Origin of the sequence: Serratia sp. TMDUHS_CL, from assembly GCF_037137105.1 — a bacterium.
GTDB lineage: Bacteria > Pseudomonadota > Gammaproteobacteria > Enterobacterales > Enterobacteriaceae > Serratia > Serratia nevei.
Genome location: NZ_JBBBDV010000002.1, coordinates 67,754 through 83,542 on the forward strand (window position 1 = coordinate 67,754; position 15,789 = coordinate 83,542).

The window sequence follows — 15,789 nt, forward strand, 5'->3', positions numbered from 1 at the left end:
ATCAGATGGCTAAACTTGAGGGGAAAACAAGGCAGAGGGCTTTTTCGCCAGCACTTTTGCCGCTAAAAACACGATTTTTCAGATTATGCTGAATCAAGGAGCTATGCGCATGACCGCCCAGCAGTTCGTTTCACCTAATGAAATCCGCGCCAGATTCTCCCACGCGATGTCGGACATGTACCAAAAGGAGGTACCGCTGTACGGCGATCTGCTGGAGTTGGTGGCGGAAACCAATCGACAGGTTCTGCGCGAAGACGCCGCACTGGCTCATCAGTTGCAAATCACCGGCGAGATAGAGCGCCTCGCCATGGAGCGCCACGGCGCGATCCGGGTCGGCACCGCGGATGAGCTGGCCACCCTGCGCCGCCTGTTCCGGGTGATGGGCATGGCGCCGGTCGGTTACTATGACCTGTCGGTAGCGGGCGTTCCGGTGCACTCCACCGCTTTTCGTGCCGTACATGAAGACGCGCTGCAGATCAGTCCTTTCCGCGTGTTCACCTCCCTGCTGCGCCTGGAACTGATAGAAGATCCCGCGCTGCGTGAGCTGGCCGAGCGCTTGCTGGCGCGCCGCCGCATCTTTACCGATCGCGCGTTGGAACTGATCGCGCTGCAGGAAACGCAAGGCGGATTGAATGCAGCGCAGGCGCAAGAGTTTGTCGAACAAGCGCTGGAAACCTTCCGCTGGCACAATCAGGCGACGGTCAGCGCCGAAGAATACCGGCAGTTGCACGATCAGCATCGCCTGATCGCCGACGTCGTGGCGTTTAAAGGGCCGCATATCAACCACCTGACGCCGCGCACGCTGGATATCGATCGCGTTCAACAGGCGATGCCCGGCCGCGGCATTACGCCCAAAGCGGTCATCGAGGGCCCGCCGCGCCGCCGCCGTGCAATCCTGCTGCGCCAGACCAGCTTCAAGGCGTTGGAAGAAAGCGTCGATTTCGTTGAGCACGACGGCCACGCCATCGCCGGCCACCATACCGCGCGCTTCGGCGAGATCGAACAGCGCGGCGTGGCGCTGACGCCTAAAGGGCGCGCCCTCTACGACCGCCTGCTGCAGGCGACCAACGATGCACTGCAGGCACCGCCAAGCGAGAAGAACGCCGAGCGCTACTATCAACTGCTGGAGGAAAACTTCCGGGCGTTTCCGGATGATTACGCCACGCTGCGCGAGCAACAGCTGGCCTGGTTCCGCTATTTCCCGACCGAATGCGGCCTGGCGGCCAAAGAGTCGCTGGATAAGCACAGTACCCTGGAGCAACTGATCGAGAAAGAACACGTTCGCTTCCAGCCGCTGGTGTATGAAGATTTTCTGCCGGTCAGCGCAGCGGGGATTTTCCAGTCAAATCTGGGGGACAGCCGCCACGCGCAGTACAATGCCGCTTCCAGCCGGGCTGCGTTTGAACAAGCGTTGGGCAGTGAGGTGATCGACGAGCTGGCGCTGTATCAGCAAACCCAGCAGCGTTCGCTGGAGGCCTGCGCGCAAGCCCTGGGGCTTGTCACGCTGGCATCCTGAGGTTACTTGGTCAGCAGAGATTCGATACCCTGCAGCAGTTGCTCAGCCTGAGCGGACGGTAGCACCGCATCAACCGGTAAATACCACCAATTAGGCTGGGCAAAGGCGCGGCACTTCACCGCGTCCTTCTCCGTCATCAGCAGCGTTTGATCGGCTGCAACCAGCGCCGTCAGCTGCGGCTGCTGATATTCCTGATGATCGGCAAACGCCACTTCCTGCACCACCTCGACGTTCAGCTTTTCCAACGTCGCGAAGAAACGCGGCGGATGACCGATGCCCGCCATCGCCACCACGCGCGGCAGCTCGGCCGCCGGGCGACGTTCGCCGCTCAGCAGGTTCACCGCGTCACGCGCCTGGAGGCGCATGGCAATCTCCCCCGCCTGCGCCACGCCGCCATTGGCGACGCGCGCATCGACGCTGCCAAGCCGCGCGGCACGCTCGCGCATCGGCCCGGCCGGTAACCACCAGCCATTGCCGAAACGGCGCACGCCGTCGATGACCACCAGCTCGAAGTCACGCTGTAAGGCATAGTGCTGCAAGCCGTCGTCGGTGATGATCGCATCCAGCGGCTGTTGTTGCAGCAAGGCCTGTACCGCCTCGGCTCGCTTGGGCGCGATCGCCACGGGCGCGCCGGTGCGCTGATAAATCAGCACCGGCTCATCCCCCGCCTCGCGGGTCGAGGTATTCTGATTGAGCACCAGGGGATAGACCGCCGACTTGCCGCCGTAGCCGCGCGAAACCACGCCAACGCGATAGCCCCGCTGCTGCAGGTGTTCCACCAGCCAGATCACCATCGGCGTTTTGCCGTTGCCGCCGGCGGTGAGATTGCCCACCACCACCACCGGCACCGGCGCGCGCCAGCTTTTGCGCAGGCCACAGCGGTAGCTGAGGCGAATCAGCCAACTGAGCAGGCCATACAGCCAGGAGAGCGGCAGCAGCGCCAGATAAAGCAGCGAACCGCCGGACCAGATGCGCTCAATCATTATTGACCAAACTGCATGCGGTGCAGCTGCGCATAGGCGCCCTGCCGTTCAAGCAATTCGGCGTGCTCGCCGCGTTCGACGATGCGGCCGTCCTCCACCACCAGGATCTCGTCCGCCTTCTCAATCGTCGACAGACGGTGCGCGATCACCAGCGAAGTACGGTCTTTCTGCAACTCGTCCAGCGCAGCCTGGATGGCACGTTCGGACTCGGTATCCAGCGCAGAAGTCGCTTCATCCAGGATCAGGATCGGGCAGTCGCGCAGTAACGCACGCGCGATGGCGATACGCTGACGTTGGCCGCCGGACAGCATTACGCCGTTCTCACCGATCACCGTATCCAGGCCGTTCTCCATCTTGTTGATGAAGTCCATCGCGTACGCCATTTCGGCCGCTTTCTCAATCTGCTCGCGGCTGTATTCGCTCTCGCGCGCATAGGCGATGTTGTTGGCGATGGTGTCGTTGAACAGGTGCACGTTTTGCGAGACCAGCGCCACCTGATTACGCAGTGAGGCCAGGGTATATTCACGCAGATCGTGGCCGTCCATCAGGATTTCGCCTTCCTGAATATCGTAGAAACGCGTCAACAGGTTGGCGATGGTGGATTTGCCCGAACCGGAACGGCCCACCAATGCGACGGTCTTGCCTTCGGCGATTTTCAGGTTGATATCACGCAGCGCCGGCGTTTCCTTGGACGGGTAGTAGAAGGTGACATTGCGGAATTCGATATCGCCTTTCGCACGCTTCACTTCGCGGGTGCCGGTGTCTTTTTCCTGTTCCATATCCAAAATGGAGAACAGCGTCTGGCATGCCGCCATCCCGCGTTGGAACTGGGCATTGACGTTGGTCAGCGACTTCAGCGGGCGCATCAGCGCGATCATCGACGAGAACACCACGGTAATGGTACCGGCGGTCAGGGTTGACATCACGCTTGGGAAGCTGGCGGCAAACAGCACGAACGCCAGCGCCAGCGAAGCGATCAGCTGAATGATCGGATCGGAAATCGAAGACGCGGAGACCAGTTTCATGCCCTGTTGACGCATGCGGTTGCTGACCGAGTTAAAGCGCTCGGTTTCCACCTGCTGGCCACCGAAGATCAGCACTTCTTTATGGCCTTTCAGCATCTGCTCGGCGCTGGTGGTCACCTGTCCCATGGTGTTCTGCATGTTCTTACTGATGTTGCGGAAACGCTTGGACACCAGGCGAATGGCGATGGAGACGATCGGCGCCAGCACGATCAGGATCACCGACAGCTGCCAGCTGTAGTAGAACATCATGATGAACAGGCCAATGATCGAGGCCCCTTCACGCACCACGGTCACCAGGGCGCTGGAAGAGGAGGAAGCCACCTGCTCGGAGTCATAGGTAATGCGCGACAACAGCGTCCCGGTAGACTGCTGATCGAAGAAGGCCACCGGCATTCTCATCATGTGGCCAAACAGGCGGCGGCGCATCTGCATCACCACCATGCCGGAAACCCAGGAAATGCAGTAGCTTGAAACAAAGCTGGTCACGCCACGCATCAGCATCAGCGCAATCACCGCCAGCGGCATCCACACCAGCACGCTGCTGTCGGTTTTTCCAAACCCATCGTCCAATAGCGGTTTAAGCAGAGACAGCATCAGCGTGTCCCCCGCTGCGTTCATAATCAACGCAATGGCGGCCACAATCAGCCCGGTCTTAAAAGGAGTGATCATCGGCCAGAGTCGACGGAACGTCTGCCAGGTCGAGAGATCTTTATCATTCATCATGCAAATACCAGCATCGGAAGAAATAGCGGCCTATTTTACTCATTATCACCCTCTACGCCAAACCGCTGATGGTACCAACGGGGCATTAATTGTTCGCGAAAGCCTTTAATTTGCCAATCGTTGTCGAAAAAAAGTACCGATAACTGGCCGGAGCGCGTCGTATCACGCCATGTAATGCCATTTGCCCGGTATCTGGCGACCACTTTACGCGCCGGCAATCGCCATTTGTTGTAACGAGATGCTGACGCCAGCGCCACCTCAGGATTGACCGCGCGCAGAAACGGCGGCGTCGAAGACGTTCTGCTGCCATGGTGCCCCACCTGCAATACCGTGGCCGCTAAACGGTCGCGGCGCAATCGAATCAGCTGTGCCTCCGCCTTCTTTTCCGCGTCGCCGGTAAGCAGCAGGCTGTATTTCCCGTCGTCGATGCGAATCACACAGGAGTCGTCATTGACCGGCCTTTTGAGCGTTTTCGGCGGCCACAGCACCTCGAATTGCAACGACTGCCATCGCCAACGCTCTCCGGCGACGCAGGGCAAGTGCCCCTCCCCGCGTATCGGGCTGCGCACCGTCGCCTGTGGAAACGCACTCTGTACCGTCGACAGCCCGCCGATATGATCGAGATGAGCATGGCTGATAATGATCTGTTCCAGTTCAATACCCCGCCAGTTCAGCATCGGCAAAATATGCCGCTCGGCGGCGCTGCCTGCAGGCCAACGATCGCCGGTGTCATACAATATGCCTTTGCCGTTTTGCTCTATCACCATCGCCAGGCCGTGCCCGACATCGAGCATATCGACGCGCCAGCGGTATCCCGGCTCTTTTCCTCGCCACAGCACGCAGCATATCGCGATCGTCGCCAGGCCCGGCGCATAGCGCCACCACCAATGAAAGCGCCAACAGATAACGATAAGCCATCCCGCTATGCTGGCCAGCAGCGAGGCAGCCCCCAAATCTACCCAACCGCGCTGCAGGTAATGCAGCGGCACAAACACCCCGCTCAACGTGAAATCGGCCAACCACCAAAGCCCGTAACTTAGCGAGGGGAAGACGCCGCCGATCACCGCCAGCAAAATCAACGGCACCGTCACCAATGAGACGATGGACACCGCCCAGAGATTGGCCGGCAATGAGGTCAGCGTCAGGCCTAAAAACAGCGCGACCTGCATCGGCACCAGCAGCAGCGTCATGCCCAGCTGAATATGCAGCCAGCGTACCGGCGCCCAATACCAGGCGGAACGAAATCGCTCGCCGAGCGGCGCCCATTCGAACCAAAAAATCAAACACCCTACCGCCAGCACCGACAGCCAAAAACTGTCTGACAATACCGCCAGCGGATCGCACAACAAAATCAGCCCGACGCACCACAGCCACACTTGCCAGGAAGAACAATGAACGCCGCGCAAGCGCAGCAGCATCCACAGCGTCATCGCCAGCGCGGTGCGTACCGCCGGTGGCTGGGCGCCCACCAACCAGACATAGATCAGCGTCGCCACCCAGCCCGCGACCAGCGGAAAGCGATAACCAATCAGATGGGCGGGAAGAAAAAACTGCAGCGCACGCAGCACCGCCCAAAACAAAATGGCGACCATCGCCACATGCAGCCCCGAAATAGCCATCAGGTGCGCAATGCCGGTTTTCAGCATCAGCGTGCGCAAAGCCTGTTCCAGTGCGGTGCGTTCCCCAAACGCCAGCGCCAGCAACACCGCCTTGTAACGCAATTCACCGATGTTGGTTTCCGCATGGCTGATTATGCGCTGGCGCAGGCCGCAATCGCCATCCAGCAAACGAGCCTGCCTGACCTGCGCGGTCAAAGGTTGGCGCTGCGCGATTGCCCAACGCTGGCTGTCAAAGCCGCCTTCATTGAGCTTGCCGTGCACCGGCCGCAAACGCAGTTTCAACTGCCAGCGCTGCCCGGCGCACAGACGCTGCCGTTCTGGGGCCCACGTCGTGGTAAACGTCAGCGCAGGCACCAACCAATGGCCGTCGACTCGCTCGATGCGCATCAGCGTCTGCTTACTGGCGGCAGGCTCCAGTGCGACACTACTCACCTGCGCCACCGCCGTTACATCCGGCATGCGGCTTAGGTGCTCCATTTGCCCAAGCAGGCTTCCGGCGTTGAAAACCGCCCATATGAATCCCAAACCCAGACAGGCCAAATAACGACAGATCGGCCAACGGGTGCGCAGCAGTAAACCGGCGACAAACAGCATCGGCCACAGCAGCCATGGCTCTGGCAACCGCGGTAAAACCAGCAGCGGCAGGATGCCGCAGATAACGGCGAATATCGCCAGATCCAGCGAAATTTTGATCGCTCTTCTCCCATCGGCTCCACCATGAGCAAAAACGCGTCACGGCAAGCAAGCAGGATCGTTGAGGCGATATGTCGCCGCCAGCGGGCTTTAACGAAGATGCGGTGAGCATGGCAGGATAAGAGAGGCCTATGCAGCAGCCACACCGCAAATGCGGCGCAGTACGCAATTCACTTGCGTGTCATGGAGAATCGCAGGCGAAAAAAAACGGCGCCTTAAAGGCACCGTTTTATATTCTTTACAAGCAACAACGCTATGAGCAGTCAGCGACTAGCCATAGATATTGGCGCGGTCACGCAACTCTTTGCCAGGTTTGAAGTGAGGAACGTACTTGCCGTCCAGCTCAACTTTGTCACCGGTTTTCGGGTTGCGGCCTACACGCGGGGCACGGTAGTGAAGAGAAAAACTGCCGAATCCGCGGATCTCAATGCGTTCGCCCTCGGCCAGCGTTGCGGCCATGTGCTCAAGCATCTCTTTCACTGCATCCTCAACGGCCTTCGCCGGAATATGAGATTGCTGGCCAGCAAGTCTTTCAATAAGTTCAGACTTGGTCATAGTACCTCCAAGCTTTGCAGCTAAACTACCGTATCGGGGCGGTCAGAAACCGCCCCCCGTCATTACTCGCCTTTAGCCGCTTTGAAAGCTTCAGCCATTGCGTTAGAGAAGTTGCCTTCTTCCTGTTTGTTGTTAACAGTTGCGATGGCGTCTTTCTCGTCAGCTTCGTCCTTAGCACGTACGGACAGGCTTACAACGCGGTTCTTACGGTCAACGCCGGTGAATTTAGCTTCAACTTCGTCACCTACGTTCAGAACCAGAGTTGCATCTTCAATGCGGTCGCGAGAGGCTTCAGATGCACGCAGGTAACCTTCTACGCCGCCTGCCAATTCAACTGTAGCACCTTTGGCGTCAACTGCAGTGACTTTACCAGTAACAATAGCACCTTTCTTGTTCATAGACAGGTAGTTATTGAACGGGTCTTCAGCCAGCTGCTTCACGCCCAGGGAGATACGCTCGCGCTCTGCGTCAACTTGCAGAACAACCGCTGCGATTTCGTCGCCTTTCTTGTATTCACGTACTGCTTCTTCGCCTGCAACGTTCCAGGAGATGTCAGACAGGTGAACCAGGCCGTCGATGCCGCCGTCCAGGCCGATGAAGATACCGAAGTCAGTGATAGACTTGATTTTACCTTCAACGCGGTCGCCCTTGTTGTGGGTTTCTGCGAACTGCTGCCATGGGTTGGATTTGCACTGCTTCAGGCCCAGGGAGATACGACGACGCTCTTCATCGATGTCCAGAACCATCACTTCCACTACGTCGCCCACGTTAACAACTTTGGACGGATGGATGTTTTTGTTGGTCCAATCCATTTCAGAAACGTGTACCAGACCTTCAACGCCTTCTTCGATTTCTACGAAGCAGCCGTAATCAGTCAGGTTGGTTACACGACCAGTCAGCTTGGTGCCTTCTGGGTAACGTTTCGCGATAGCAACCCATGGATCTTCGCCCAGCTGTTTCAGGCCCAGGGATACACGAGTACGCTCGCGGTCGAACTTCAGCACTTTAACAGTGATTTCATCGCCAACATTGACGATTTCGCTTGGGTGCTTAACGCGTTTCCAAGCCATGTCAGTGATGTGCAGCAGGCCGTCTACGCCGCCCAGATCAACGAATGCACCGTAGTCAGTGAGGTTCTTAACGATACCTTTAACTTCCATGCCTTCCTGCAGGTTTTCCAGCAGTTGATCGCGCTCAGCGCTGTTCTCGGATTCGATAACCGCACGGCGAGAAACGACAACGTTGTTGCGCTTCTGATCCAGCTTGATGACTTTGAACTCAAGCTCTTTGCCTTCCAGGTGCAGAGTGTCACGTACCGGACGCACGTCAACCAGGGAACCTGGCAGGAACGCGCGGATGCCGTTCAGCTCGACGGTGAAGCCACCCTTCACTTTGCCGTTGATAACACCGGTTACAGTCTCAGCTTCTTCGTAAGCTTTTTCCAGCGTGATCCAAGCTTCGTGACGCTTAGCTTTCTCACGGGACAGCAGGGTTTCACCGAAGCCGTCTTCAACAGCATCCAGAGCAACGTCAACTTCGTCACCAACCTGGATTTCCAGCTCGCCCTGGGCGTTTTTGAATTGCTCAGCCGGGATGGCAGACTCAGATTTCAGACCGGCGTCAACCAGTACGATATCTTTGTCGATAGCAACAACGACGCCACGAACGATGGAACCCGGGCGGGTTTCGATTTCTTTTAAGGATTCTTCAAAGAGTTGAGCGAAAGATTCAGTCATGTTGTTAATCTTCAGGGTTCTTTAGTTTAACGTCCATTTAGCGTCCCGCCGAATGGGGTTGTTTCACATACCCCGCCATTGGCTCCATGCCGACAGGGTTTAAGGTTACAGGGGTAAAATTTTACCCGATATATTGCGATACCGCTATGACAAATATGACAAAAAGCCAATAGCGCCGCCGCGCTTATTGCTGCGGCAACGCCAACACTTTCTGTGCATACGTCAACGCCTGCCGGATCACTTCTTCGATCGACATGCTGGTAGAGTCCAGCACGAGGGCGTCAGAAGCGGGCACCAGAGGCGCGATAGGCCGATTACGGTCACGGTCGTCCCGTTCCTTTATCTCGGCTAAAAGACGTTCAAAGTTAACATTAAAGCCCTTCTCCTGCAACTGCAGCATGCGGCGGTGCGCGCGCTCCTCCGAGCTGGCGTCGAGGAAAATCTTGACCGGTGCGTCCGGGAACACCACCGTGCCCATGTCGCGGCCATCGGCAATCAGGCCGGGCGCCTCGCGGAATGCACGCTGGCGGCGCAGCAGCGCCTCGCGCACGCGCGGAAACGCCGCCGCTTGCGACGCGGTGTTGCCGACGGTTTCGGTGCGGATCTCATTGCTGACGTCCTCACCTTCCAAAATCACCTGCAGCTTGCCGTCCTGGGCAACGAAGCGAACATCGAGATGTGCGGCCAGCGGAACCAGCGCTTCCTCAGAAGTGATATCCACCTGATGATGCAACGCCGCCAGCGCCAGCACGCGATAGATCGCGCCGGAGTCCAGCAAACGCCAACCAAGGGACTCGGCCAACGCTTTACACAGCGTGCCTTTGCCTGCGCCACTTGGTCCATCAACGGTTATCACCGGGGCTGTAGCCGTCATTTCTCTCTCCTTCAGGTAGAAAACCTCACAGAGACACGGTGCGCTTCGGCTCAAGGCCCGCGCGCCGCACTCTCTGTCACCTGCCCAATCAGGGGCAAATACGGTGGCGTATTATACGCTGCCCTACGGCGATCTGTTACCCTGGAACTGTCCGGTTGTTGAAAATAAGCGCACAACCGCGAAAAAGTATAGAAGAAACGCCGGTCGCCAAACGTTAAAAATGATAAAGGCCCACTAAGGGGCCTTAAAATAAACGATTTGACGGGTTACGCCGGCTGGCTGATGCGCGCCAGCTGTTCGAAATAGTCCGGGAAGGTTTTCGCGGTGCATTTCGGATCGAGAATGGTGACCGGAGTATCCGACAGCGCCACCAGCGAGAAACACATCGCCATGCGGTGATCGTTGTAGGTGCCAATCTCGGCAAACTGCAGTTTGGCCGGCGGCACGACGTGAATGTAGTCTTCGCCTTCGTCCACTTCCGCCCCCACTTTACGCAGCTCGGTGGCCATCGCCGCCAGGCGGTCGGTCTCCTTCACCCGCCAGTTGTAGATATTGCGGATGGTGGTCGGCCCCTCGGCAAACAGCGCTGCGGTGGCGATGGTCATCGCCGCGTCCGGAATGTGGTTCATGTCCATGTCGATGCCGCGCAGTTCACCGCGGCTGCATTCGATGAAATCGTCGCCCCAGGTAATGCGCGCGCCCATTTTCTCCAGCACGTCGGCAAACTTGGTGTCGCCCTGCACGCTTTTGCGGCCGATGCCGGTCACGCGCACGGTGCCGCCCTTGATAGCCGCCGCCGCCAGGAAGTAAGAGGCGGAAGAAGCATCGCCCTCAACCAGGTAATCGCCCGGCGCGATATACGTCTGACGCCCCTGGATATGGAACACCCGGTAGTTGTCGTGGCTCACCGATACGCCGAAGGTGCGCATCAGATGCAGCGTGATGTCGATGTACGGCTTGGAAACCAGCTCGCCCTTGATGTGGATCTGCGTATCCTGCGGCGCCAGCGGCGCGGTCATCAGCAACGCGGTCAGGAACTGGCTGGAGACGCTGCCGTCAACGGTGACGTCGCCGCCCTGGAAGCCGCCGCGCAGGCGAATCGGCGGGTAATCGGTCTGCTCGAGGTAATCAATCTGCGCCCCGCCCTGGCGCAACGCGTCCACCAAATGGCCGATCGGGCGCTCTTTCATGCGCGGTTCGCCGGTCAACACCACGTCGCCTTCGCCGAGGCACAGCGCCGCCGCCAATGGGCGCATCGCCGTCCCGGCGTTGCCGAGGAACAGTTCCAACGGCTGCTCGGCCACCAGCGGCCCGGCCACGCCGGTCACTTCGCACACGGTGCGATCGGCAGAAAGCTGATAGTTCACGCCCAACGCCTGCAGCGCGTTCAGCATATGACGCACGTCGTCGCTGTCCAGCAGGTTGGTCAGCCGGGTCGTGCCTTTCGCCAGCGCCGCCAGCAGCAGAGCGCGGTTAGAAACGCTCTTGGAGCCGGGTAAGTTGACGGTGCCATTGACCAGGGCGACCGGGTGTAACGTCAGGGAATCCACCATGTGAACAAAACTCTCCAATTCTGATAAACGAAACGGCTCCGGAATAATGCCGGAGCCGCTTTAATGCAAAAGGACAACAGCCTGAGCAGCCCGCACCGGGCGGGCTGACGGAATCAACCGTGACGACGTTCGAAGTCGGCCATGAAGTCGGTCAGCGCCTGCACGCCGGCCAGCGGCATGGCATTGTAAATAGAAGCGCGCATCCCGCCAACTACCCGGTGGCCTTTCAGCGCCTGCAGGCCGATGGCTTCGGCTTCGCTGAGGAACACCTTGTCCAGCGCCGCATCGGCCAGCTGGAACGGCACGTTCATCCAGGAACGGTTGGCGATCGCCACCTGGCTGCGGTAAAAGTCGGATTTATCGATGGTCGCGTACAGCAGTTCGGCCTTGGCCTGATTGCGTTTTTGCATCTCCACCAGGCCACCCTGCTCTTTCAGCCATTTGAACACCAGCCCGGACAGGTACCAGGCGAAGGTTGGCGGGGTGTTGAACATCGAGTCGTTTTCGGCCAGCACGGTGTAGTCGAGGATCGACGGCACTTCTTTGCGCGCCTTACCCAGCAGATCGTCGCGCACGATCACCAGCGTCAGGCCGGCCGGGCCGATATTTTTCTGCGCGCCGGCGTAAATCACGCCGAAACGGCTGACGTCGAGCGGGCGGGACAGGATGGTCGAGGAGTAATCGCCGATCACCACCTTGTCGCCGAAGTCCGGCGTTTCATCGATGGCCACGCCGTCGATGGTCTCATTCGGGCAATAGTGGACATAGGCCGCGTCGTCGCTGAGCTGCCACTCTTTCATCGGCTTGATGCCGCTCAGGCCGTCGATACGGGTTTTCACGTCGATGACGTTCGGGGCGCAATACTTTTCCGCTTCCTTGATGGCGCTGTGCGCCCAATAGCCGCCGTCGATATAGTCGGCGGTGGCCTTGTCGCCCAGCAGGTTCAGCGGCAGCGCGGCGAACTGCGCGCGGGCGCCGCCGTGGCAAAACAGCACTTTATAGTTGGAGGGGACTTTCAGCAGATCGCGCAGATCCTGTTCCGCCTGCTCGGCAACGGCGATGAATTCTTTGCTGCGGTGACTGATCTCCATCACTGACGTGCCCAGCCCGTGCCAGTTGCACAGTTCCTGTTCCGCACGACGCAACACTTCCACCGGCAGCATCGCCGGGCCAGAGCTAAAATTATAAACCTGAGTCATTTCCCCTCACCACATTCACTGTTCGCCGCAGAAAAGCGACCTGTCGAAAAGACGCCCGAAGTTAACGCTCGCGTTAACCAACCCATCGGTTTTATCACTCACGCCCCATGGCTGCAACGCTTATTCACCCGTCGGCGGCAAACGGCCGCGCCGGGTGATGACAGGCTCTGCGGCCGTCGCGATTGTTTGGACGATAAAACCCTGCGACATGGGGAAATTCAGCGGGTTAACGCGGTGTTTTATGCTGTATTCAGCCAAGATGGCTGCGGGAGCCCCGGTCGGCCCCCGCAGAAGAGAAAACGATCAGTACTGATTAAACATCTGCTGGATTTGCTTCGCATCTTTGGTTTGCGTCAGCGCCAGCTGCAGCAGAATGCGCGCTTTTTGCGGATTCAGCGTGCCGGCGGCAACAAAGCCGTACTTGGCGTCGTCCACTTCCGCATCTTCGGTGGTGGCGCCGGTTGGCACGCGCGATGAACGCACCACCGCCACACCGTTGTGCGCCGCCGTCGCCAGGGTGTCGAACACCGTTTTATACAGGTTGCCGTTGCCGACCCCGGCGCTGACGATGCCCTGATAGCCTTCGGCGATCAGCGCCTTGGCCGGCGCATCGGAGGCGTTGGCATAGTTGTAGACGATGCCGACCTTCGGCAGTTCGTTCAGCTTGCTGACGTCGAACGGCGTATCCCGGGTATGCTTACGCTGCGGCGAGCGCTGGTAATCGATCTTGCCGTTGTGGATATATCCCAGCGGGCCGTAGTTTGGCGACTGGAAGGTCTGCACGGCGGTAGTGTTGGTCTTGGTGACGTCGCGCGCATCCAGCACGGTGTCGTTCATCGCCACCAGCACCCCGCGGTTGGCCGATTGCGGATCCGCCGCCGTCACCACCGCATTATACAGGTTGAACGGACCATCGGCGCTCATCGCTGTCGCCGGCCGCATCGCCCCCACCAGCACCACCGGCTTGTCGCACTTCACCGTCAGATCGAGGAAGTAGGCCGTCTCTTCCAGCGTATCGGTGCCGTGGGTGATGACGAAGCCGTCGGTCTTGCCGCAGTCGGCGTCAATTTTCTTCGCCAACGTCAGCCAGACCCGATCGTTCATGTCCTGCGAACCGATGTTCACCACCTGCTCCCCCTGCACGTTGGCGATGTTTTTCAGCGCCGGCACCGCATCGACCAACGCCTCGACGCCCAGCTTGCCCGCCGTATAGTTGGATTTCGTCGCCGAATCGCCGCCGCCGGCGATGGTGCCGCCGGTCGCCAGCAGGGTGATGTTGGGCAGCGCCAGCGCCGAGGCGCTGAAGCCGGTCAACAGGAGGGTTAACGCGCTGAGTTTCACTGATTTCATTAGATTTCTCCGTGACAGATAACTCGCTGAATTATGGCCTTTATCCTTAAAAAAACTGTGACTTTGCCGCCGCTTTAGGAATACGTGGAGCTCCAGCGTAAAACCCCGTATCATTGCGCGTTTTTAGTACGCGCAAAAAGTGAAGACAATGACGCAAACTTTTATCCCCGGTAAAGACGCCGCCCTGGAAGACTCCATCGCCCGTTTCCAGCAGAAACTGAGCGATCTCGGTTTCAACATCGAAGAAGCCTCCTGGCTGAACCCGGTGCCGCACGTGTGGTCAGTGCACATTCGCGATCGCGATTGCCCGCTGTGCTTCACCAACGGCAAAGGCGCCAGCAAAAAAGCCGCGCTGGCCTCCGCGCTGGGTGAATATTTCGAGCGCCTGTCCACCAACTACTTCTTCGCCGATTTCTATCTGGGCAAGCAGATTGCCGAAGGCGATTTCGTGCACTACCCGAATGAGAAATGGTTCCCGATCCCTGAAGACGACGCGCTGCCGGCCGGCATCCTCGACGAACGCCTGCACGCCTTCTACGATCCGCAGCAAGAGCTGAGCGCCAGCGATCTTGTCGATCTGCAATCCGGCAACGCCGATCGCGGCGTGTGTGCGCTGCCGTTTACCCGTCAGTCCGATCAGCAAACCGTGTACATCCCGATGAACATCATCGGCAACCTGTATGTTTCCAACGGCATGTCCGCTGGCAACACCGCCAACGAAGCGCGCGTGCAGGGCCTGTCGGAAGTGTTCGAGCGCTATGTGAAAAACCGCATCATCGCCGAATCCATCAGCCTGCCGGCGATCCCGGACGACGTGCTGAACCGTTACCCGGGCGTGGTGGAAGCCATCGCCAAGCTGGAAGAGGAAGGTTTCCCGATCCTCTCCTATGACGCCTCGCTGGGCGGCAACTACCCGGTCATTTGCGTGGTGCTGTTCAACCCGACCAACGGCACCTGCTTCGCTTCGTTCGGCGCGCACCCGGACTTCGGCGTGGCACTGGAGCGCACGGTAACCGAACTGCTGCAGGGCCGCAGCCTGAAAGATCTCGACGTGTTCACCGCACCGACCTTCGATGACGAAGAAGTGGCGGAACACACCAACCTGGAAACGCACTTCATCGACTCCAGCGGCCTGATCTCCTGGGATCTGTTCAAGCAGGATGCGGACTATCCGTTCGTTGACTGGAACTTCAGCGGCAGCACGCAGGAAGAGTTCGCCACCCTGATGAGCATCTTCGACAAAGAAGACGCGGAAGTGTACATCGCCGACTACGAGCACCTGGGCGTCTACGCTTGCCGCATCATCGTGCCGGGCATGTCCGACATTTATCCGGCGGAAGACCTGCTGCTGGCCAACAACAGCATGGGCGCGCACCTGCGCGATACGCTGCTGGCGCTGCCGGGCAGCGAGTGGGAGCCGGAAGAGTACCTGGCGCTGATCGAGCAGTTGGACGACGAAGGGCTGGACGACTTCACCCGCGTACGCGAACTGCTGGGCATTGCCAGCGGCAAAGACAACGCCTGGCATACCCTGCGCGTGGGCGAGCTGAAGTCGATGCTGGCGCTGGCGGGTGGCGATCTGGATCAGGCGCTGATCTGGACCGAATGGACGCAGGACTTCAACGCCTCGGTGCTGAGCCCGGCGCGCAGCAACTACTACCGCTGTCTGCAAACGCTGCTGCTGCTGGCGCAGGAGCCTGAACGCGAAGCGGCGCAGTACTACACCGCGTTCGTGAAGATGTACGGCCAGGAAGCGGTCGACGCCGCCTCCGCCGCCATCAGCGGTGAAGCGCGCTTCAACGGGCTGTTCGCCGTCGATGCCGATCTGAAGGCGCTGCCGGCCCATCAGGCGCTGCTGGCGGCCTACGAGAAGCTGCAGGCGGCCAAACGCCGCCACTGGGCCAAGGCCTAAGCATCGTCAGGGGATACTGCCACTTTGGGAGTACCCCTGCTGCCAAACGCC

General features: G+C 59.2%; 11 protein-coding genes. 2 read left to right on the forward strand and 9 right to left on the reverse strand.

The features are described from left to right. Nucleotides 1-109 precede the first annotated feature (109 nt). On the forward strand, nt 110-1,516 hold the full coding sequence (gene hglS / locus WCL58_RS04090; protein ID WP_060440278.1) for a 2-oxoadipate dioxygenase/decarboxylase HglS: 1,407 nt from the start codon (nt 110-112) through the stop codon (nt 1,514-1,516). Between the two features lie 2 nt (nt 1,517-1,518). Here the strand turns inward: hglS and lpxK are convergent, their stop codons facing one another. The 9 genes from lpxK to ansB all read right to left on the reverse strand — a co-directional run bounded on the left by lpxK (nt 1,519) and on the right by ansB (nt 13,826). Beyond that, nucleotides 1,519-2,499 carry a tetraacyldisaccharide 4'-kinase gene (gene lpxK, locus WCL58_RS04095; RefSeq protein WP_060421751.1) on the reverse strand — a complete coding sequence of 327 codons (981 nt, stop codon included), beginning with the start codon at nt 2,497-2,499 and terminating at the stop codon, nt 1,519-1,521. Then, nucleotides 2,499-4,247: a lipid A ABC transporter ATP-binding protein/permease MsbA gene (msbA, locus tag WCL58_RS04100; protein ID WP_047727931.1), complete on the reverse strand. Its 1,749-nt coding sequence runs from the start codon at nt 4,245-4,247 to the stop codon at nt 2,499-2,501. The genes lpxK and msbA overlap by 1 nt, the downstream gene beginning before the upstream one ends. 35 nt (nt 4,248-4,282) lie before the next feature. After that, nucleotides 4,283-6,553 (reverse strand): ComEC family protein, encoded by a 2,271-nt coding sequence (locus WCL58_RS04105; RefSeq protein WP_336850778.1) that lies wholly within the window; start codon nt 6,551-6,553, stop codon nt 4,283-4,285. A gap of 276 nt (nt 6,554-6,829) precedes the next feature. Further along, nucleotides 6,830-7,114 carry an integration host factor subunit beta gene (ihfB, locus tag WCL58_RS04110; RefSeq protein ID WP_004928264.1) on the reverse strand — a complete coding sequence of 95 codons (285 nt, stop codon included), beginning with the start codon at nt 7,112-7,114 and terminating at the stop codon, nt 6,830-6,832. 62 nt (nt 7,115-7,176) lie between these two features. Continuing rightward, nucleotides 7,177-8,850, reverse strand: a complete 1,674-nt coding sequence (gene rpsA / locus WCL58_RS04115; RefSeq protein WP_004928267.1) for a 30S ribosomal protein S1 — start codon at nt 8,848-8,850, stop codon at nt 7,177-7,179. 184 nt (nt 8,851-9,034) lie between these two features. Beyond that, nucleotides 9,035-9,724, reverse strand: a complete 690-nt coding sequence (cmk, locus tag WCL58_RS04120) for a (d)CMP kinase (RefSeq protein ID WP_004928270.1) — start codon at nt 9,722-9,724, stop codon at nt 9,035-9,037. A 266-nt stretch (nt 9,725-9,990) separates the two neighbouring features. Further along, the gene (gene aroA, locus WCL58_RS04125; protein WP_048233255.1) at nt 9,991-11,277 is read right to left on the reverse strand and encodes a 3-phosphoshikimate 1-carboxyvinyltransferase; all 1,287 of its coding nucleotides are present in this window, start codon (nt 11,275-11,277) and stop codon (nt 9,991-9,993) included. A gap of 113 nt (nt 11,278-11,390) precedes the next feature. Further along, on the reverse strand, nt 11,391-12,476 hold the full coding sequence (serC, locus tag WCL58_RS04130) for a 3-phosphoserine/phosphohydroxythreonine transaminase (RefSeq protein WP_033637853.1): 1,086 nt from the start codon (nt 12,474-12,476) through the stop codon (nt 11,391-11,393). 303 nt (nt 12,477-12,779) lie between these two features. Then, on the reverse strand, nt 12,780-13,826 hold the full coding sequence (ansB, locus tag WCL58_RS04135; protein WP_070913952.1) for an L-asparaginase 2: 1,047 nt from the start codon (nt 13,824-13,826) through the stop codon (nt 12,780-12,782). 148 nt (nt 13,827-13,974) lie between these two features. Here ansB and ycaO point away from each other — a divergent pair, with 148 nt between their 5' ends. Continuing rightward, complete coding sequence (ycaO, locus tag WCL58_RS04140; RefSeq protein ID WP_060421733.1) at nt 13,975-15,738, forward strand: 30S ribosomal protein S12 methylthiotransferase accessory factor YcaO; 1,764 nt, start codon at nt 13,975-13,977, stop codon at nt 15,736-15,738. Nucleotides 15,739-15,789: the final 51 nt, after the last annotated feature.